Source organism: Neobacillus nitrireducens (assembly GCF_030915405.1).
GTDB lineage: Bacteria > Bacillota > Bacilli > Bacillales > Cytobacillaceae > Neobacillus.
Genome location: NZ_CP133262.1, coordinates 1 through 19,012, shown reverse-complemented (window position 1 = coordinate 19,012; position 19,012 = coordinate 1). Strand labels below are relative to the sequence as shown.

The following is a 19,012-nucleotide window of genomic DNA, read 5'->3' as shown; positions in this document are numbered from 1 at the left end:
TTGTTTTTCTAAAATAAAAGTTCTCCATGGCAGGAGAACTTTAGGAGTCCATCATATACGGTTTTTCCGACTTCTTGTAAATTTATTGATAACATTTTTATCAATAAATTAGTCTACCGTGTAATCAATTTGAATAAGATCCCAAGCTGTAATTATCCCAAGTGGGGACTCATCCGCTCTTCCGTGTTCAGTAATAATGACACCTTCTATTTTCCGCTTCTTTTTATGTGCTTTATCAAAAATATTTTCCACTTCAAAAATATTAATATCTTTTGCGACGATTTCAATCGGATGTTCCTTCTCGTAGGTCATGATATCGGACACATGGATATCGGAAAGATTAACAGAACTGTTTACCATATTCTGCGCCATCCATTTCACAATCGAACTTGCTGTGAGTAAGCCAACACACTTCTTGTTTTTATAGATTGGAAACTTCGAATATCCGTGTTCTTTAATGGCGGCCGTTACTTTTAAAATGCTGTCACGGTAATCAAAGTACACCACATTTTTTGTGGCAATTGACAGGGCATAATTAGGACGACTGAAGACATTGGCGATTTTTTCAATATGAGAAACGACTTTCGCATTGGGCTCAGCAATATAAAAGCCAATTTCCATTTTCTCATGCACAATCGCATTTCGCAGCCTGGCATATTGCTCCAGGTCCTTTTTATATGTTTCAATGATTTGATATTTCTTTGCCCCAACCTTTACGAGAACGACGAATCTTTCATCATTAATTTGGACGATATCCCTTAATGCATCGTGCACTTGGTTAAAAGCTACCTCAAACCGTTCAGATAATAACTGTCCCTGTTTTTTATTTATATTCATATTCATTTGTCTCTCCCATGGCATAACCCTTTTATCATTATATTTATAGTAAAATCAATACACTAAATTTTCAAGAAATTAATTTCCTATTGTTGTGCTAAAATAGTAAGCAGCTGATCCTCTACCTTTTTTCCTTTTGCTTCATCCACTAAGTTATTTAATAGGATTGAAAAAATTAAGGTTTGTCCACTTTTTGTTTTCACGTAGCCTGATATTGAACTCACCGTAGAAATAGTCCCCGTTTTCGCGTAAACTTTTCCCGAACCGAAGAATCCTTCATCCGATTTCTTAACGTTCCACCGACCATCTTTTCACTTTGACCAGAGACGGGTAATGAGTGATGATAGCTCGGAAACCACTTTTCCTTTTGTACAGCAAATAACAGCTGTGTCAGCTGGTTGGCTGGAATCAGGTCGACATGGGAAACACCTGAACCATCCCTTAGCACCAATGTTTTGGGGTTAACACCGAATTTTGAAATCTCGGCATTTAAAACACTTAGTCCCTTTTCCCAGCTTCCTTCCCCATTCTCGACTCGACCCATTTCCTTAATTAATATTTCAGCATGGACATTATTGCTTAGTTTCATAAACGGAACTAGCAGCTCAGATAACGGCATGGATTGATGGGTCGATAAAACTCTTGCGGTGTCAGGCACCAATCCTGTTTTTAGTTTTCCGGTCACCTGTATCCCGTGTTCTGTTAAGGATTGTTTCAAAAGGGACAAGGCATACCGAGTGGGGTCCCAGACTCCAATCCATTCTTTTTCTGTTTTTGCCTTAATTGGGATGGTTCCTTTGATAGTTATGATGTTCCTCGCGTGTTCACGCTCAATGGTGATATTCTTTTTCCCATCCTCAGGAACAGTTATAGCATCGTTGATTATTTTTAGATAATTCGTCTTCGGGGTTAACTTCACAATCGGTTTATCGCCTTTTCTTGTACCAGGCTGCACGAGGACCTTGATCGATCCTGCATCATAGGCTCTGGTCGGTGCGGCGGTGAGTGCGGAAATCTGTGCCCCGTAATGAGTTGTTTCGTCACTCCAAGGGAGGTCGAGTGAATAACGGACATTATCATACCAGGAATCATCACCAAAAAGGTTTCCCTTAATTTTTTTAATGCCTCGCTTCTGAATGTCCTCAGCCATTTTATCAAAATTAGATTTCAGTATTGTTGGGTCACCCTTCCCTACTAAATACAGATTCCCATGGAGGTGTTTCTTTTTCAGTATGCCATCCGTATGGATCTCCGTCGTGAAGGTATGGTCTTCTCCGAGGATAGTAAGGGCGGCTGCCGCAGTTAATAGTTTCATATTGGAAGCAGGTCTTAAGCGGACATCACCTTGATGGGCATAGATGATTTTTCCATCTGAAGCGGAACGGATGCTTATGCCTGCAATAGCTCCTTTTAACGCAGGCTCGTTATTTATTAGCTGATTTATCTGCTGAGCCATATTTTCCATGGCGTTTGCTTCTATAGGAGGAACGAATGCTGCGAGCACCGTAATAAAGATAAGAAGGTAATAATTAAGTCTTTTAATCAAACTTTGGTTCCACCCTTTCCTTTTTCCTAAGAGTTTGTCCAAATTTTTTAATTGTTATGTTTCATTTGATAGACGAAAAATGAAAAAAAGCTGCCCAAGCAGCAAAATAGTTAATGTGTTAACCTCAATTATAAGGATCTTTTCCGACCACAGTACCTGCCAATGCAACTCCAGTTGTAATATTACACTATCCTCTTCACAACATTTGTATTTTTATTAAGATAAGCCCAATTCTGTGGTGCTGGGAGACTGATTTGCCAAAAAGTCGTCCCGGCTAATTGATACATATCAATTAACCGATACTTTTCTATAAAACTCCTAATATCTTCAAACCAGACCACATGCTCCTGACTCCCCTGCCAGTACCGAAACCAAGGTGCCATAGCCGTGATATCGAATTCAATGTTTTCAGGCAGGGATATTGCTTTATTTTGAGCTGCAAGTACCGATAAGGCTTGAGTTGCATTCGTTCCAACCACCTTGTCATACCCATATAACGCCACGGCGATTTGCAGTTTACGAGAAGGAATTTGTGTCACCGAGTATTGAATCACTTGCTCCAGCCACGGAATCGGTGCAATCGGATCGGGTGGACCGCCTGGGTAGCCATAATCCATGGTCATCACTGCCACGATATCCGCCACAGAGCCAATCGACGCATAATCATAAGCACCAATGATTCGATTCGTTGGAATATCAGCTGTTTTGGCGTGAACATTTACGTGTAAAATTAGCCCGCCTAAGCCGAGCTTTAATTCAGTTAGAAATAAATTGAAGTCATTTCGTCTTTCAGGTGGAATAAATTCAAAATCAATACTGACGCCGCCGAAACCTCTTTGTCTTGTTAAGTTAACCAAGCTCGCTACCAAATTGCGCCGATAGACTGGATTTTCCAGCACCCGCCCTGCTAACTCCGCACTGAAATCATTTCCAACCAAATTTCGGACCATCAATAACGGGATAATCTTCATTTGTTTACTTCTTGCCACCAGGGCTGCATCCTCGCTCACATTATACGCATAGCCTTCCTTCGTAAACGCATAAGCGACAATCGCTAAGTAGGTTAATTGGTTAGCTAGACTATTAATTGTGGCAAGGTTTGCACTTTTAGATGAAGGGACTAAAAACCCTAGTGTTTCGAGAGATACTCTGAGTGGAGAAGGAACATATATGATTTGGCCGATGGCGAGCAGATTGGGGTCAATTCCTGGATTGGCAGCAAGAATAACCGAAGGATCGACTCCAAATTGTTGAGCCAGCTGCCAGATGTGATCACCTGCTTTAATTTGATAGTAGCGGAGTGGAGGCAAGCTATCCGGAAGATAAAGTGCTTGGCCCGGGACGATGGAACTTGCTGAAGGTAACCCATTTAGTTCTACAATCGTTTGAATGGAAACCCCATACCTCGTGGATATCTTCCACATATTTTCACCTGCAGTGACTACATGAATAGCCATTTTCTCACACTCCTTCTTTACTATTCTATGGACTCATACTAGAAAGATATTACACATGAAAAAACGAACTTGCCGCCAGGACAAGTTCGTATGACTTTTCTACCTATAGAGAAACGGCTTCCGCACCTAGGCCTCTAACTGTTAGAGTTTAATAAGTAACCCGGGTTCCTCGAATTAGAACACCGGGCCACTTTTAATATTCATCATTCCTATATCTTCTGATCTTCGCCGCATAACAAGCTTCACACGTCGGAAACGAATGATCCCATGGCAGTTTTTTTCCGCACGTTTTGCACTTCTTAACAAATTTATTTATATCCGTTTTTAACCGGTCCTGCACTTTATCGCTAACCTCTTCACGGAGACGTTCCCAATAGATGGCTGTCGTTCTCTCTCCCAGTCGATATAAAAATAACAGATGAAGCCCGATTGCTTTGTAGCTGAGTTCTAATTCTTCCAAACTTCGTTCCTTAACAATTGGTTCGGGGAGCTCTCTCCCATGGATAATCGCATACATTTTTTCTTCCCATTGCTTCGTCAAAACCGGCTCGTTTTTTGAAAAAGGCAGATGTAAAAATCCATAAAGATCCATTAATGATAGTCTTGCTTCAATTTCGGTACCCGCAATCATTTGATAAAGGGACTTTTCCTCTGCTAAGGAAGCCTTTTTTGTCCCGGTTGGACTTTCAAATTTCCCCCATAACTCAAAAAAAGTACCTAGATCGTGATAATAGCGTTGAAAGCGTTCAAAAACAGAATTCGTTGGTGCAATTGCAAACGTATGAACTGGCTCATCTTCCTGTAACAATAAGTTTCTCATTTTTCTAATATCACTAGTAAAGGCCACTTTGCCAATATTATAAATTCCCTTTCGACCGGCCCGGCCAGCAATTTGCTTCACTTCTTGGGAGGTCAAAAGACGCCGTTTTGTCCCATCGAACTTATCATTTTCCAAAAAAACAATCCGGCGAATCGGTAAGTTAAGGCCCATTCCTATCGCATCCGTAGCAACGATCACTTTTGTTTTTCCCGAATTGAATTGTTGAATCTGCTTTTTTCTAGTTTCTGGCGGCATAGCCCCATAGATCATACTGACGGTATGACCATCATTTTGCAATCGTGAGGCGGTTTCAAGGACACGCCTGCGCGAAAAACAAATCAGGGCATCACCTTTTTTAATATGTTTAATATGAAACTCCTTCGTTTCTACCTCAAGTGGGGTATCTCGGCTGTATTCATGAATTTCAATATCTGATCCGCCTAAGAGCTGCAGCAGCATCGTTTTTGAATTTCTACTGCCAATAATATGTACTTCTTCTGCATTAGCTTTCGTGATTGCCTTATACCATGAAAACCCACGGTCTTTGTCGGTAATCATTTGAGCTTCATCGATGACGACTACTTCATAAAACTCCTTTTCGTGAAACATTTCAACAGTGCAGGAGATATGATTTGCCCCTGGAATGACTTTTTCTTCTTCACCGGTTTTTAAAGAACAGGGCATCCCCTCAGCATTTAACTTATCAAAAACCTCCAGTGCTAACAATCGAAGCGGTGCTAAATATAAGCCGCTATAGGCATCTTTCATCCGTTCAAGGGCATGATGGGTTTTCCCCGTATTCGTTTCTCCAATATGGAGGACATACCGAACCTGACGTTTTAATGAAGGGTCGTATTCCGTTGCAAAGATGTCCTTCATCATCTGCTCTTCTTCTGCTTTTTTCCGCTCGAGTTCTTTTTGCACTTCTTTTTCTTTTTGCTCACGCGCTTGTAAGTCTTTTTCAAAAATTTCCTTGTGTATTTTTTCAATAAAAGGAACTTCAGCCAAGCTGATTAAATCGGACAGGTATTCCGCTTGAATATCCTCGATAATATAACCCTCGATATCGTAAAGAAGCTGTGCAATGCTGCCTTTTACGAAGGAAGCCGATAGTTTCTCTTGAAAGGTATCATAAAAGTCTTCTTTCAGGTTTGCTGGAAGCTGCTCTAATATTTTTTCTGGAATAAGCTCAGACAAATAGTCAGCAATCAAGCTTTCATAAACAAAGAAATAGGTTTGATATTCATAAAAACTCCTGCCCCAATTCATAGTTTTATGGATATCCCCTGTCAGTTCTTCAAAAAAAGTGGCCACTGTTGTATAGGCCGAGGGATTGAAATGGCCTTCATCAACTAATTTTTCTTCCAATGCAAAAGTATCAACCGATTGAAACTTCACATTATTTTGGAGATCAGCCACTAACTGTTTTGCTACAAAGTAACGAACAAATAAATAGAATAACTCATATTGTTCTTCCAAAATCCCCACAGCGCTGTCTTCAATTTCACTTCGAATCGAATGCCTCTGTTCTTCCAGTTGTTTTAGTTCTTCTTGCTTTATAAAATTGACCTTCGCATCTTGATAGTGGCTCTTCCACTCATCTTCTTTCCCTGCAAATGTTTCATTCATCCAGCCCATCGCATCAAAAGGCTGATACATGCGCATTTCATCTCTAAATAATTTGTTAATTAACTTGCGGTCAATCCCCTGAACCTCAAAACCTTTTTCACTTAAAAATTGCTTTTTTTCATTTCGAGGTACATCATTAGTCGACTTATTCAGCCAAACATTAATCCAAATTTGCTCAAGATAATGGCTTCGGTCAACTAGGTATTGCTCAAAGGTTGGTGTTGTGTCCTTTGTTTCGAGGTAATGGCTAATATCTTCATATATTTTCATCTTTGTATGTTCAATCGCTTGAGGGTATATAGCATTTAATTTGTTCAATGATTTCCCTCCGTTTCTATAAATTGGTTTTCCTGATTCCATTCTAACACAAAAATAAAAACCGAACAAATATTCGGTCTTTAAAGTTGATGCTGGTTGCAATATTGATCAACCAGGTCTTCTATCTGATCAAGTTCAGGAAACTTTCCTGCAAACTGGAATTTAATTTCTTCAATGAAGTTATCATGATGGTAGACATGAATAGCCCCATTTTGCTGAATGACACTAAATTCTGGTACAAATCGATAACCGCTGCGTTCAATAGCCCCCATGAATAAGTCCCCTTTAAATAATTTTTTATAGTATTTGCATTAACTGGACGACTATCCAAATCCAAGCATAGTAAAAGGGATGGTGCCAGCTGCACACATCCCTCTGCCTTACTTTATGCGGTTGTAAAAACTTCTTGTTTATTTTGTTCGTGACGAATTGTTGCTTGTGCTGCAGCCAAACGCGCAAGCGGTACACGGTACGGTGAACAGCTGACATAATCCAAGCCCGTTTTGTAACAGAAATCAATCGAGCTCTTTTCACCGCCATGTTCTCCACAAATACCTGTTTTAAGTGAAGGCTTTGTGCCTCGGCCAAGCTTAACACCAGTTTCAACAAGCTTTCCTACTCCGTCCTGATCAAGGACAGCAAATGGATTTTCTGGAAGTACCTTATTTTCGATGTAGGCTTGCAGGAATTTTCCCTCTGCATCATCACGGCTATATCCAAAGGTTGTTTGTGTTAAATCATTGGTACCAAACGAGAAGAAATCGGCTTCCTCGGCGATTTTATCCGCAGTTAACGCAGCACGTGGAATCTCAATCATTGTCCCAATGGTGTACTTGAAGGTCTTTCCTGTTTCTTCTTGAACGAGTAATGCTGCATCGATCACCAATTTACGCATATCCTTTAACTCATTCACATGTCCAACTAAAGGAATCATAATTTCGGGCTGCACTTCAGTCCCTTTATCAGCAAGCTTTGCCGCAGCGTAGAAAATGGCTTTTGCTTGCATTTCATAAATTTCCGGATAAATCATCCCTAGACGGCAGCCACGATGGCCAAGCATTGGGTTAAATTCATCTAATTGACGAACCTTTTTCAGCAATTGCTCTTTTTTCTTCAACTCTGGTGATTGTGGATCTAAGATTTGAAGCTTAGTTACCTCCACTAACAGTTCCTCTTTATCCGGTAAAAATTCATGTAATGGCGGGTCTAGTAAACGAATTGTAACAGGTAGTCCTTGCATTTCTTCGAAAATGCCTTCGAAATCCCCTTGCTGCATTGGTAAAAGCTCATTCAATGCTTCCATTCGTTCATTATAATTCTCTGCAAGAATCATTTTTTGCACGGTTGGAATTCGTTTTAAATCCATAAACATATGTTCAGTCCGGCATAACCCAATTCCACCTGCACCAAATTCAAATGCTTTTTTTGCATCTTCCGGGGTATCAGCATTGGCACGGACCCCTAATTTACGCTCTTGGTCTGCCCAGTCCAGCAACAGCTGAAACTCATCTGAAAGTTCAGGGTCAATCATCGGAATTTCACCAAGCATGATTTCACCGGTAGACCCATCTATTGTAATGATATCTCCATAATTTACAAGAGTATCTCCAATTTTAAATTGTTTCGCTTTTAGATCTATCTTTAATGCTTCACATCCACAAATACAAGCTTTCCCCATCCCACGCGCAACAACAGCAGCGTGGCTCGTCATGCCGCCACGGCTTGTTAAAATCGCTTGGGATGCAACAATTCCGTGGATATCGTCCGGTGTTGTTTCCGGGCGAACAAGGATGACTTTTTTACCATCATTGTTTAATTGCTCCGCTTCATCGGCATCAAAGACGACTTGACCTGTCGCTGCGCCAGGTGATGCTGGTAAGCCTTTTGCTAAAACTCTTTTTGCAAATTTGTCGTCTATCCGGCGGTGAAGGAGTTGATTTAGTTGATCAGGATCGACACGCAATAGTGCTGTCTTTTTATCGATGATTCCTTCCTCAACCATTTCTACCGCAATACGGATAGCCGCTTGAGCTGTTCTTTTGCCATGACGAGTCTGCAGGATAAAAAGCTTGCCCCGTTCAACCGTGAACTCGATGTCTTGCATTTCTTCATAATGCTGCTCTAAACGCTTGCACGTATCAGTAAATTGCTTATATACACCTGGCATTTCGTCCTTTAATGTCGCGATTGGTTGTGGTGTACGAATCCCTGCTACCACATCTTCCCCTTGGGCATTGATTAAGTATTCACCGTAAAGAACATGCTCACCTGTTGATGGATTTCTGGTGAAGGCTACACCCGTGCCTGAATCATTCCCCATGTTACCGAACACCATACTTTGGATATTAACGGCCGTTCCTAAATGGTCGGCAATTTTATTAAGGCGGCGGTAAACAATCGCACGCTGATTATTCCAAGAATTAAAGACGGCATGGATGGCAAGGAAAAGCTGGTCTTTTGGATCCTGAGGAAAATCTTTTCTTGTATGTTTTTTGACGATTCCTTTGTAACCAATGATTACTTCCTTCCAGTCTTCTGCACTCATTTCGGGATCAGAAGAATAGCCCTTCTCCTCACGAATTTCTTCTAATAATTGTTCAAAATAGTAAGTATCTATATTAAGGACTACATTACTAAACATTTGAATGAAGCGGCGGTAGGAATCATAAGCAAACCGTGGATTATTGGTTAATTCAGCCATCCCGATCACAGTTTCATCATTCATTCCTAGATTTAAAATTGTGTCCATCATTCCCGGCATGGAGAAAACAGAACCGGACCGAACAGATACGAGCAAAGGATTTTTTGGGTCGCCAAGCTTTTTGCCCATTTTCTCTTCAAGACGGGCAAGAGCTTCTAAGGTCTGGACTTCAACAATGGTTGGAATGGTCTTGCTAGCTTCATAGAATGCATTGCATGCCTGAGTTGAAATGGTAAAACCATAAGGAACCGGAAGACCAATACGCGTCATTTCCGCTAGGTTGGCACCTTTCCCTCCAAGTAAACCCTTCATATTGCCATTTCCTTCATGAAATAAATATACCAATTTCTCCATTATTAAAAGCTCCTCTCTTTTTTTAACACTTCTAAAATTAAACCGGCCGTTTCTTCAACTGCCTTATTCGATACATCAATGATAGGACAGCCTAGGCGCTTCATCACTTTTTCAGCATGGTCAAGTTCCTCAAGAATTCGCCCAAAGCTTGCGTAGCTGGCCTGTGAGGCTAAACCTAATGCCTTCAGACGTTCCTTACGAATTTCATTTAATTTATCCGGTGAGATGATTAATCCGATACAATTTTTACGTGGTATTTCGAATAATTCATCGGGCGGTGGTACCTCTGGAACCAAAGGAACATTGGCTACTTTAAAACGTTTATGTGCTAAGTACATGGATAAAGGAGTCTTCGATGTACGTGAGACACCGACTAAGACAATATCTGCTTTAACGATTCCTCTCGGGTCACGACCATCATCATATTTTACGGCAAATTCAATCGCTTCAATTTTTCGGAAGTATTCTTCATCCATTTTCCTCATCAATCCAGGTCGATGGTGAGGCTGTTTATTAAAGCTTGTTTCAAACGCACTCATCAAAGGACTTAGTAAATCGACGGCTAAAATGTTCTCTTCATTCGCACGCCGATCTAAATAGTCTTTTAATGAAGGAATAACAATCGTATAGGCTATAATCGAAGGGCCTTTTTTCGCCAATAAAATAACATCTTCAATATCCTCAAAGTCATCTACATAAGAATTCCGGCGGATTTCTACCTGCCCGCCATTAAATTGTGTTGCCACTGCTTTTACTACAAACTCAGCAGTTTCTCCTACTGAGTCAGATACAACATAAACAACTTCCTTCTGTACCAAAATGCCAGCCACGCTCCTTAGGTTGTTTTGTTTTCCATGATTTCTAAATATGCTCGCGTTATTGTTGTTTTGGTAATGCGGCCTACCAGCAAATATGTACTTTTTTGATCCTCGACTTCTTTTACAACTGGTAAGGAGTCAATATGATTATGAATCATCTTTTTGGCTGCTTCGAGCAAAGTCTCATCCGGATTAATCGTAATAATATTTGGCATTCTCGTCATAATGACACTAACAGGCAATTCATTTAAATTTTGATTTCCTAGTGATGCTCTGAGCAAATCCTTTCGAGAAACAACCCCAGCAAGATGTCCATTTGTATCAACTGTATAAAGTGTGCCCACATCCTCTAAAAATAGCTGAACGATCGCATCATAGACCGATGCTGATTTCCCAACAACGATCGGATGGGCTTTATAATCCGTTACTTTTTGGTGGATAAACCTTTTAGCCTGTTGTTTTGTTTCATAGCTTTCATTAAAAAAATAACCCACGCGCGGCCTTGCATCTAAGTTACCTGACATTGTTAAAATGGCTAGGTCCGGTCTAAGTGCAGCTCTGGTTAATGATAGTTTCTCAGCGATGTCTTTCCCTGTAATAGGACCGTTTTGTTTAACAATTTGGAGGATTTCATCCTGACGCTTAGATAATTTAATAATTACCACCCCCTTGTTTAGATTCAATATGTTACATTCTTTAGATTTATTATAAATGTGTTATACTCATTTGTATATAGTATATTACATTAAGACAAAAACCGAAACAATAAGTTTTTATTTTTTTATGACAAAATATCAAACTATTTTTTAACAAAAAAAAACTCGCCGCTGTCGACGAGATTCTGTACACTATTTTTGACAATTTGGGCAATAAAAGGTCTTTCTTGATGAGATCGTTTCCATTATGATAACGTTCCCGCATCTTTTACATTTTTCTCCTTCTCGATCATATACCTGACGTAAGTCAATAAATCCCCCCGTTAAATGATCATCTTTAAAGAGCGGATTATCCATGTAACCACCATGGTGGATGCCTTTTTGAAGGATTGACAGGATGGATTGATATAAGCTCTCCCGCTCTGCTTCCCCTATATCATCAATATCCTTGGTTGGTAAAATTCCTGCATCATAGCAGATTTCAGCGGAATAACAATTCCCAATCCCAGCGATAAACTCCTGATCCAATAAAGTAGTTTTTAAACGACCATGCTTTTGGCTGATTCTATTCTTAAATTCATTGATAGAAAAATCATTACTGAATGGCTCGGGCCCTATGTGTGCTAAATGCTGTTCTGCCTCTGTTTGATTATATAGGTGCAAATAGCCGAGCCGAAGACCGATAAAATAAAGGTGCTGGTCACCAAAGGAGATTCGTACCTGTATGGTTCGTTTTGGCTTGTCTGCTTCTGTTCCAAAGTACATCCACCCACCAAGCATTAAATGTAGTAAAAGAATTTTGCCATTTTGCAACTGAAAAAGTAAATGCTTTCCTCGTCGATTGATTGTCATTATTTTTTGATGTTGAACGGTTCTAGTAAACAGGTCAGGGTTTACATTGATGGATTTTTCCCGATTTATTTGTACAGCTGATATAATTTGGCCTGCGATTTTTTGATTTAATAGGATTTTATAGTTTTCCATCTCTGGAAGCTCTGGCATCGAATATCTCCTTCCATAAATGCTGTTTTTTTTACCCTTCCCTATTTCTCAAAAAAGAAGCCAATTAGTAGTAAAGAAATCTTGCCTGGGTATGAAAAAAGAGCAACCTGGTAGGATTGCTCATCTAATTTGTTCTCATGCATATTTCAACTTATTCGAATATTTATCATCAATTTTCGTTTCAATTCTCTCCAAAGCTTTCAAATCACTTTTGATTTCCTGTTTATTATCTATCACTAATTCCTTAAAACTTAGTTTACGTTTTCTCATCATTCCTCCACCTTTCTTTGTTTCTATTATACCTAAGGTAGAAAGATCGGGATCAGTCTAAATATTACAATTTTTTGAACATTATTAACTTTTAAATTATTTTGATTACGATAAAAATATTTTTATGTATACGATATATTGTAAGAATCGTCTTAGTGATAAATAAAAAAACGTTTCTTACAAAGTGTAAGAAACGTTTTTTTCACTGCATTGACATGCAGTCATGATACCGGTGGTCGGGGTCGAACCGACACTCCTCACGGAACACGATTTTGAGTCGTGCGCGTCTGCCAATTCCGCCACACCGGCATAATAAAAAATTTCATAGGTAAACTATGAAATTTTAGTAAAGCGTTAATTAACAGGGGCAGTAGGAATTGAACCCACACTGAAGGTTTTGGAGACCTTAGTTCTACCTTTAAACTATGCCCCTAAAATGGTGGAGGGGGACGGATTCGAACCGCCGAACCCGGAGGGAGTGGATTTACAGTCCGCCGCGTTTAGCCACTTCGCTACCCCTCCACATATAAAAAATAAAATAAATAAAACTGGAGGAGGAAGAGGGATTCGAACCCCCGCGCGGTGTTACCCGCCTGTCGGTTTTCAAGACCGATCCCTTCAGCCAAACTTGGGTATTCCTCCAAAGAAAAAGATAATCATATAATAGTATTTTGGTAGCGGCGAAGGGAGTCGAACCCCCGACCTTTCGGGTATGAACCGAGCGCTCTAGCCAGCTGAGCTACACCGCCAAATATACAATTCAATTGAAAGTTATTTTGCTATTGCAAAAAACTATGGTGGAGCCTAGCGGGATCGAACCGCTGACCTCCTGCGTGCAAAGCAGGCGCTCTCCCAGCTGAGCTAAGGCCCCATACATTTAATAGTGAAGAATGGTCGGGAAGACAGGATTCGAACCTGCGACCCCTTGGTCCCAAACCAAGTGCTCTACCAAGCTGAGCTACTTCCCGTTAAAGTGCGCCCTGAGAGATTCGAACTCCCGACCTTTTGATTCGTAGTCAAACACTCTATCCAGCTGAGCTAAGGGCGCATTATTGTAAGTTATTTTGCTAGCGTAAAAAACTTTGGTGCCGAGGACCGGAATCGAACCGGTACGGTAGTCACCTACCGCAGGATTTTAAGTCCTGTGCGTCTGCCAGTTCCGCCACCCCGGCTTAAGATTATTGGAGCGGAAGACGGGATTCGAACCCGCGACCCCCACCTTGGCAAGGTGATGTTCTACCACTGAACTACTTCCGCATATCGTAAGCTATTTTACTGACGTAAGAAAACATGGTGCGGGTGAAGGGAGTCGAACCCCCACGCCTTGCGGCGCCAGATCCTAAGTCTGGTGCGTCTGCCAATTCCGCCACACCCGCATGTTTATTCTAAAAATCAAAGTGGTGCCGGCGAGAGGACTTGAACCCCCAACCTACTGATTACAAGTCAGTTGCTCTACCAATTGAGCTACCCCGGCGTATAGTTTGAAAAAATATTAAGTTCGAACACGTTAACTTCGTTGCCGTCATCCTGACCTCAGAAAGCTTATGCAAGTAGCAGCTCGGTCAGTATGCTGAAGTTTATTCAGGAAGCTTATTCGGTCGTGCTCTACCAATTGAGCTACCCCGGCCTAGGAAATATGGTGGAGGATGACGGGCTCGAACCGCCGACCCTCTGCTTGTAAGGCAGATGCTCTCCCAGCTGAGCTAATCCTCCATATATACCGCCTGGCAACGTCCTACTCTCACAGGGACGCGTGTCCCAACTACCATCGGCGCTGAGAAGCTTAACTTCCGTGTTCGGTATGGGAACGGGTGTGACCTTCTCGCCATTGCTGCCAGACTTATTTGGTTGAGGTATCATTCCCTCAAAACTAGATAATGCAGAAGAAGTTGTAAAAACGAGTTCGCTTTAAAAATCGGTTAAGTCCTCGAACGATTAGTATCAGTCAGCTCCACATGTTACCACGCTTCCACCTCTGACCTATCAACCTGATCATCTTTCAGGGTTCTTACTAGCTTGCGCTATGGGAAATCTCATCTTGAGGGGGGCTTCATGCTTAGATGCTTTCAGCACTTATCCCGTCCGCACATAGCTACCCAGCGATGCCCTTGGCAGAACAACTGGTACACCAGCGGTGCGTCCATCCCGGTCCTCTCGTACTAAGGACAGCTCCTCTCAAATTTCCTGCGCCCACGACGGATAGGGACCGAACTGTCTCACGACGTTCTGAACCCAGCTCGCGTACCGCTTTAATGGGCGAACAGCCCAACCCTTGGGACCGACTACAGCCCCAGGATGCGATGAGCCGACATCGAGGTGCCAAACCTCCCCGTCGATGTGGACTCTTGGGGGAGATAAGCCTGTTATCCCCGGGGTAGCTTTTATCCGTTGAGCGATGGCCCTTCCATGCGGAACCACCGGATCACTAAGCCCGACTTTCGTCCCTGCTCGACTTGTAGGTCTCGCAGTCAAGCTCCCTTGTGCCTTTACACTCTGCGAATGATTTCCAACCATTCTGAGGGAACCTTTGGGCGCCTCCGTTACTCTTTAGGAGGCGACCGCCCCAGTCAAACTGCCCACCTGACACTGTCTCCCACCCCGATCAGGGGTGCGGGTTAGAATTTCAATACAGCCAGGGTAGTATCCCACCGACGCCTCCACCGAAGCTAGCGCTCCGGCTTCTCAGGCTCCTACCTATCCTGTACAAGCTGTACCAAAATTCAATATCAGGCTACAGTAAAGCTCCACGGGGTCTTTCCGTCCTATCGCGGGTAACCTGCATCTTCACAGGTACTATAATTTCACCGAGTCTCTCGTTGAGACAGTGCCCAGATCGTTACGCCTTTCGTGCGGGTCGGAACTTACCCGACAAGGAATTTCGCTACCTTAGGACCGTTATAGTTACGGCCGCCGTTTACTGGGGCTTCGATTCAGAGCTTCGCTTAGCAGCTAACCCCTCCTCTTAACCTTCCAGCACCGGGCAGGCGTCAGCCCCTATACTTCGCCTTGCGGCTTCGCAGAGACCTGTGTTTTTGCTAAACAGTCGCCTGGGCCTATTCACTGCGGCTCTTCGAGGCTATTCACCTCAAAAAGCACCCCTTCTCCCGAAGTTACGGGGTCATTTTGCCGAGTTCCTTAACGAGAGTTCTCTCGCTCACCTTAGGATTCTCTCCTCGCCTACCTGTGTCGGTTTGCGGTACGGGCACCATTTATCTCGCTAGAGGCTTTTCTTGGCAGTGTGGAATCAGGAACTTCGGTACTAAATTTCCCTCGCTATCACAGCTCAGCCTTATGTGAGAAGCGGATTTGCCTACTTCTCAGCCTAACTGCTTAGACGCGCATATCCAACAGCGCGCTTACCCTATCCTCCTGCGTCCCCCCATTGCTCAAACGATAAAGAGGTGGTACAGGAATATCAACCTGTTGTCCATCGCCTACGCCTTTCGGCCTCGGCTTAGGTCCCGACTAACCCTGAGCGGACGAGCCTTCCTCAGGAAACCTTAGGCATTCGGTGGATGAGATTCTCACTCATCTTTCGCTACTCATACCGGCATTCTCACTTCTAAGCGCTCAACCAGTCCTTACGGTCTAGCTTCAACGCCCTTAGAACGCTCTCCTACCACTGACATCTAAGATGTCAATCCACAGCTTCGGTGATACGTTTAGCCCCGGTACATTTTCGGCGCAGAGTCATTCGACCAGTGAGCTATTACGCACTCTTTAAATGGTGGCTGCTTCTAAGCCAACATCCTGGTTGTCTAAACAACTCCACATCCTTTTCCACTTAACGTATACTTTGGGACCTTAGCTGGTGGTCTGGGCTGTTTCCCTTTTGACTACGGATCTTATCACTCGCAGTCTGACTCCCACGGATAAGTCTTTGGCATTCGGAGTTTGTCTGAATTCGGTAACCCGATGAGGGCCCCTAGTCCAAACAGTGCTCTACCTCCAAGACTCTTACTACGTGAGGCTAGCCCTAAAGCTATTTCGGAGAGAACCAGCTATCTCCAAGTTCGATTGGAATTTCTCCGCTACCCACACCTCATCCCCGCACTTTTCAACGTGCGTGGGTTCGGGCCTCCATCCAGTGTTACCTGGACTTCACCCTGGACATGGGTAGATCACCTGGTTTCGGGTCTACGACCACATACTCATACGCCCTATTCAGACTCGCTTTCGCTGCGGCTCCGTCTTTTCAACTTAACCTTGCATGGGATCGTAACTCGCCGGTTCATTCTACAAAAGGCACGCTATTACCCATTAACGGGCTCTAACTACTTGTAGGCACACGGTTTCAGGAACTATTTCACTCCCCTTCCGGGGTGCTTTTCACCTTTCCCTCACGGTACTGGTTCACTATCGGTCACTAGGGAGTATTTAGCCTTGGGAGATGGTCCTCCCTGCTTCCGACCGGATTTCTCGTGTCCGGCCGTACTCAGGATCCACTCAGGAGGGAACGAAGTTTCAACTACAGGGTTTTTACCTTCTATGACGGACCTTTCCAGGCCGCTTCATCTACCCCGTTCCTTTGTAACTCCATGTTGAGTGTCCTACAACCCCAAGAGGCAAGCCTCTTGGTTTGGGCTATGTCCCGTTTCGCTCGCCGCTACTCAGGGAATCGCGTTTGCTTTCTCTTCCTCCGGGTACTTAGATGTTTCAGTTCCCCGGGTATGCCTTCCATACCCTATGTATTCAGGTAAAGATACTGTTCCATTACGAACAGTGGGTTCCCCCATTCGGAAATCTCCGGATCAAAGCTTACTTACAGCTCCCCGAAGCATATCGGTGTTAGTCCCGTCCTTCATCGGCTCCTAGTGCCAAGGCATTCACCGTGCGCCCTTTCTAACTTAACCTAAAAGGTTTATAACTCTTACTTACATAAGAGAGAAAATCTAAAATGGCGATTACTCGATGTTTACTTTGCTTCTTCTTACGATTATCTAGTTTTCAAAGAACGATGTGTTGAGAGAAATTGCACTCTCAAAACTAAACAAACAAAATACGTGCGATCAACAAACTGTTTTGTCTGGCTCATAGGTCCAGCTTTATCCTTAGAAAGGAGGTGATCCAGCCGCACCTTCCGATACGGCTACCTTGTTACGACTTCACCCCAATCATCTATCCCACCTTAGGCGGCTGGCTCCTTACGGTTACCCCACCGACTTCGGGTGTTACAAACTCTCGTGGTGTGACGGGCGGTGTGTACAAGGCCCGGGAACGTATTCACCGCGGCATGCTGATCCGCGATTACTAGCGATTCCGGCTTCATGCAGGCGAGTTGCAGCCTGCAATCCGAACTGAGAATGGTTTTATGGGATTGGCTAAACCTCGCGGTCTTGCAGCCCTTTGTACCATCCATTGTAGCACGTGTGTAGCCCAGGTCATAAGGGGCATGATGATTTGACGTCATCCCCACCTTCCTCCGGTTTGTCACCGGCAGTCACCTTAGAGTGCCCAACTAAATGCTGGCAACTAAGATCAAGGGTTGCGCTCGTTGCGGGACTTAACCCAACATCTCACGACACGAGCTGACGACAACCATGCACCACCTGTCACTCTGTCCCCCGAAGGGGAACGTCCTATCTCTAGGAGTGTCAGAGGATGTCAAGACCTGGTAAGGTTCTTCGCGTTGCTTCGAATTAAACCACATGCTCCACCGCTTGTGCGGGCCCCCGTCAATTCCTTTGAGTTTCAGCCTTGCGGCCGTACTCCCCAGGCGGAGTGCTTAATGCGTTAGCTGCAGCACTAAGGGGCGGAAACCCCCTAACACTTAGCACTCATCGTTTACGGCGTGGACTACCAGGGTATCTAATCCTGTTTGCTCCCCACGCTTTCGCGCCTCAGCGTCAGTTACAGACCAGAAAGCCGCCTTCGCCACTGGTGTTCCTCCACATCTCTACGCATTTCACCGCTACACGTGGAATTCCGCTTTCCTCTTCTGCACTCAAGTCCCCCAGTTTCCAATGACCCTCCACGGTTGAGCCGTGGGCTTTCACATCAGACTTAAAGGACCGCCTGCGCGCGCTTTACGCCCAATAATTCCGGACAACGCTTGCCACCTACGTATTACCGCGGCTGCTGGCACGTAGTTAGCCGTGGCTTTCTGGTTAGGTACCGTCAAGGTACCGGCAGTTACTCCGGTACTTGTTCTTCCCTAACAACAGAGCTTTACGACCCGAAGGCCTTCATCGCTCACGCGGCGTTGCTCCATCAGACTTTCGTCCATTGTGGAAGATTCCCTACTGCTGCCTCCCGTAGGAGTCTGGGCCGTGTCTCAGTCCCAGTGTGGCCGATCACCCTCTCAGGTCGGCTACGCATCGTCGCCTTGGTGAGCCGTTACCTCACCAACTAGCTAATGCGCCGCGGGCCCATCTGTAAGTGACAGCCGAAACCGTCTTTCAGTTTTTCCTCATGAGAGAAAAAAGATTATCCGGTATTAGCACCGGTTTCCCGGTGTTATCCCCGTCTTACAGGCAGGTTGCCCACGTGTTACTCACCCGTCCGCCGCTAACAGGGAGGAAGCAAGCTTCCTCCAAATTCGCTCGACTTGCATGTATTAGGCACGCCGCCAGCGTTCGTCCTGAGCCAGGATCAAACTCTCCAA

General features: G+C 43.8%; 9 protein-coding genes, 13 tRNA genes, 3 rRNA genes and 1 pseudogene. All 26 read right to left on the bottom strand.

What is annotated here, in order from left to right:
• Positions 1-108: 108 nt before the first annotated feature.
• The gene (locus RCG22_RS00130; protein ID WP_308105176.1) at positions 109-843 is read right to left on the bottom strand and encodes a CBS domain-containing protein; all 735 of its coding nucleotides are present in this window, start codon (positions 841-843) and stop codon (positions 109-111) included.
• A gap of 80 nt (positions 844-923) precedes the next feature.
• Positions 924-2,383 (bottom strand): annotated as a pseudogene (gene dacB / locus RCG22_RS00125) (D-alanyl-D-alanine carboxypeptidase/D-alanyl-D-alanine endopeptidase).
• Positions 2,384-2,565: 182 nt separating this feature from the next.
• The gene (locus RCG22_RS00120; protein WP_308105175.1) at positions 2,566-3,840 is read right to left on the bottom strand and encodes a LysM peptidoglycan-binding domain-containing protein; all 1,275 of its coding nucleotides are present in this window, start codon (positions 3,838-3,840) and stop codon (positions 2,566-2,568) included.
• A 193-nt stretch (positions 3,841-4,033) separates the two neighbouring features.
• Positions 4,034-6,607 (bottom strand): DEAD/DEAH box helicase, encoded by a 2,574-nt coding sequence (locus RCG22_RS00115; RefSeq protein WP_308105174.1) that lies wholly within the window; start codon positions 6,605-6,607, stop codon positions 4,034-4,036.
• A gap of 80 nt (positions 6,608-6,687) precedes the next feature.
• On the bottom strand, positions 6,688-6,879 hold the full coding sequence (locus RCG22_RS00110) for a YbxH family protein (RefSeq protein WP_308105173.1): 192 nt from the start codon (positions 6,877-6,879) through the stop codon (positions 6,688-6,690).
• Positions 6,880-6,992: 113 nt separating this feature from the next.
• A complete protein-coding gene (gene ppdK, locus RCG22_RS00105) occupies positions 6,993-9,662 on the bottom strand; it encodes a pyruvate, phosphate dikinase (RefSeq protein ID WP_308105172.1) in 2,670 nt (889 codons plus the stop codon).
• A gap of 2 nt (positions 9,663-9,664) precedes the next feature.
• Positions 9,665-10,480 (bottom strand): pyruvate, water dikinase regulatory protein, encoded by an 816-nt coding sequence (locus RCG22_RS00100; RefSeq protein WP_308105171.1) that lies wholly within the window; start codon positions 10,478-10,480, stop codon positions 9,665-9,667.
• 17 nt (positions 10,481-10,497) lie between these two features.
• Positions 10,498-11,163, bottom strand: a complete 666-nt coding sequence (gene ccpN / locus RCG22_RS00095) for a transcriptional regulator CcpN (protein ID WP_308105170.1) — start codon at positions 11,161-11,163, stop codon at positions 10,498-10,500.
• A gap of 165 nt (positions 11,164-11,328) precedes the next feature.
• Positions 11,329-12,138 (bottom strand): Fpg/Nei family DNA glycosylase, encoded by an 810-nt coding sequence (locus RCG22_RS00090; RefSeq protein WP_308105169.1) that lies wholly within the window; start codon positions 12,136-12,138, stop codon positions 11,329-11,331.
• 135 nt (positions 12,139-12,273) lie between these two features.
• On the bottom strand, positions 12,274-12,408 hold the full coding sequence (locus RCG22_RS00085; RefSeq protein ID WP_286137994.1) for an FbpB family small basic protein: 135 nt from the start codon (positions 12,406-12,408) through the stop codon (positions 12,274-12,276).
• Between the two features lie 227 nt (positions 12,409-12,635).
• Positions 12,636-12,717, bottom strand: a tRNA-Leu gene (locus RCG22_RS00080).
• A 53-nt stretch (positions 12,718-12,770) separates the two neighbouring features.
• Positions 12,771-12,841 (bottom strand) — tRNA-Trp (locus RCG22_RS00075).
• A gap of 4 nt (positions 12,842-12,845) precedes the next feature.
• A tRNA-Tyr gene (locus tag RCG22_RS00070) sits at positions 12,846-12,930 on the bottom strand.
• A gap of 27 nt (positions 12,931-12,957) precedes the next feature.
• Positions 12,958-13,050, bottom strand: a tRNA-Ser gene (locus RCG22_RS00065).
• Between the two features lie 30 nt (positions 13,051-13,080).
• A tRNA-Met gene (locus RCG22_RS00060) sits at positions 13,081-13,157 on the bottom strand.
• 46 nt (positions 13,158-13,203) lie between these two features.
• Positions 13,204-13,279, bottom strand: a tRNA-Ala gene (locus tag RCG22_RS00055).
• A 20-nt stretch (positions 13,280-13,299) separates the two neighbouring features.
• Positions 13,300-13,376 (bottom strand) — tRNA-Pro (locus tag RCG22_RS00050).
• Positions 13,377-13,382: 6 nt separating this feature from the next.
• Positions 13,383-13,456 (bottom strand) — tRNA-Arg (locus RCG22_RS00045).
• A 35-nt stretch (positions 13,457-13,491) separates the two neighbouring features.
• A tRNA-Leu gene (locus tag RCG22_RS00040) sits at positions 13,492-13,580 on the bottom strand.
• 10 nt (positions 13,581-13,590) lie between these two features.
• Positions 13,591-13,665, bottom strand: a tRNA-Gly gene (locus tag RCG22_RS00035).
• A gap of 34 nt (positions 13,666-13,699) precedes the next feature.
• Positions 13,700-13,784, bottom strand: a tRNA-Leu gene (locus tag RCG22_RS00030).
• A 22-nt stretch (positions 13,785-13,806) separates the two neighbouring features.
• Positions 13,807-13,882: transfer RNA gene (locus RCG22_RS00025), tRNA-Thr, on the bottom strand.
• Positions 13,883-14,045: 163 nt separating this feature from the next.
• Positions 14,046-14,121 (bottom strand) — tRNA-Val (locus RCG22_RS00020).
• A 9-nt stretch (positions 14,122-14,130) separates the two neighbouring features.
• A 5S ribosomal RNA gene (rrf, locus tag RCG22_RS00015) occupies positions 14,131-14,247 on the bottom strand.
• A 76-nt stretch (positions 14,248-14,323) separates the two neighbouring features.
• Positions 14,324-17,261, bottom strand: a 23S ribosomal RNA gene (locus RCG22_RS00010).
• Positions 17,262-17,463: 202 nt separating this feature from the next.
• Positions 17,464-19,012: ribosomal RNA gene (locus RCG22_RS00005) — 16S ribosomal RNA — on the bottom strand.
• The 16S, 23S and 5S rRNA genes sit together here with 13 tRNA genes alongside, the layout of an rRNA operon.

What these genes read in the sequence shown, in the direction of transcription:
- RCG22_RS00130 (WP_308105176.1), bottom strand. Translation starts at nt 843, where the DNA reads ATGAATATGAATATAAATAAAAAACAGGGACAGTTATTATCTGAACGG.
- RCG22_RS00120 (WP_308105175.1), bottom strand. Translation starts at nt 3,840, where the DNA reads ATGGCTATTCATGTAGTCACTGCAGGTGAAAATATGTGGAAGATATCC.
- RCG22_RS00110 (WP_308105173.1), bottom strand. Translation starts at nt 6,879, where the DNA reads ATGGGGGCTATTGAACGCAGCGGTTATCGATTTGTACCAGAATTTAGT.
- ppdK (WP_308105172.1), bottom strand. Translation starts at nt 9,662, where the DNA reads ATGGAGAAATTGGTATATTTATTTCATGAAGGAAATGGCAATATGAAG.
- RCG22_RS00090 (WP_308105169.1), bottom strand. Translation starts at nt 12,138, where the DNA reads ATGCCAGAGCTTCCAGAGATGGAAAACTATAAAATCCTATTAAATCAA.
- RCG22_RS00085 (WP_286137994.1), bottom strand. Translation starts at nt 12,408, where the DNA reads ATGAGAAAACGTAAACTAAGTTTTAAGGAATTAGTGATAGATAATAAA.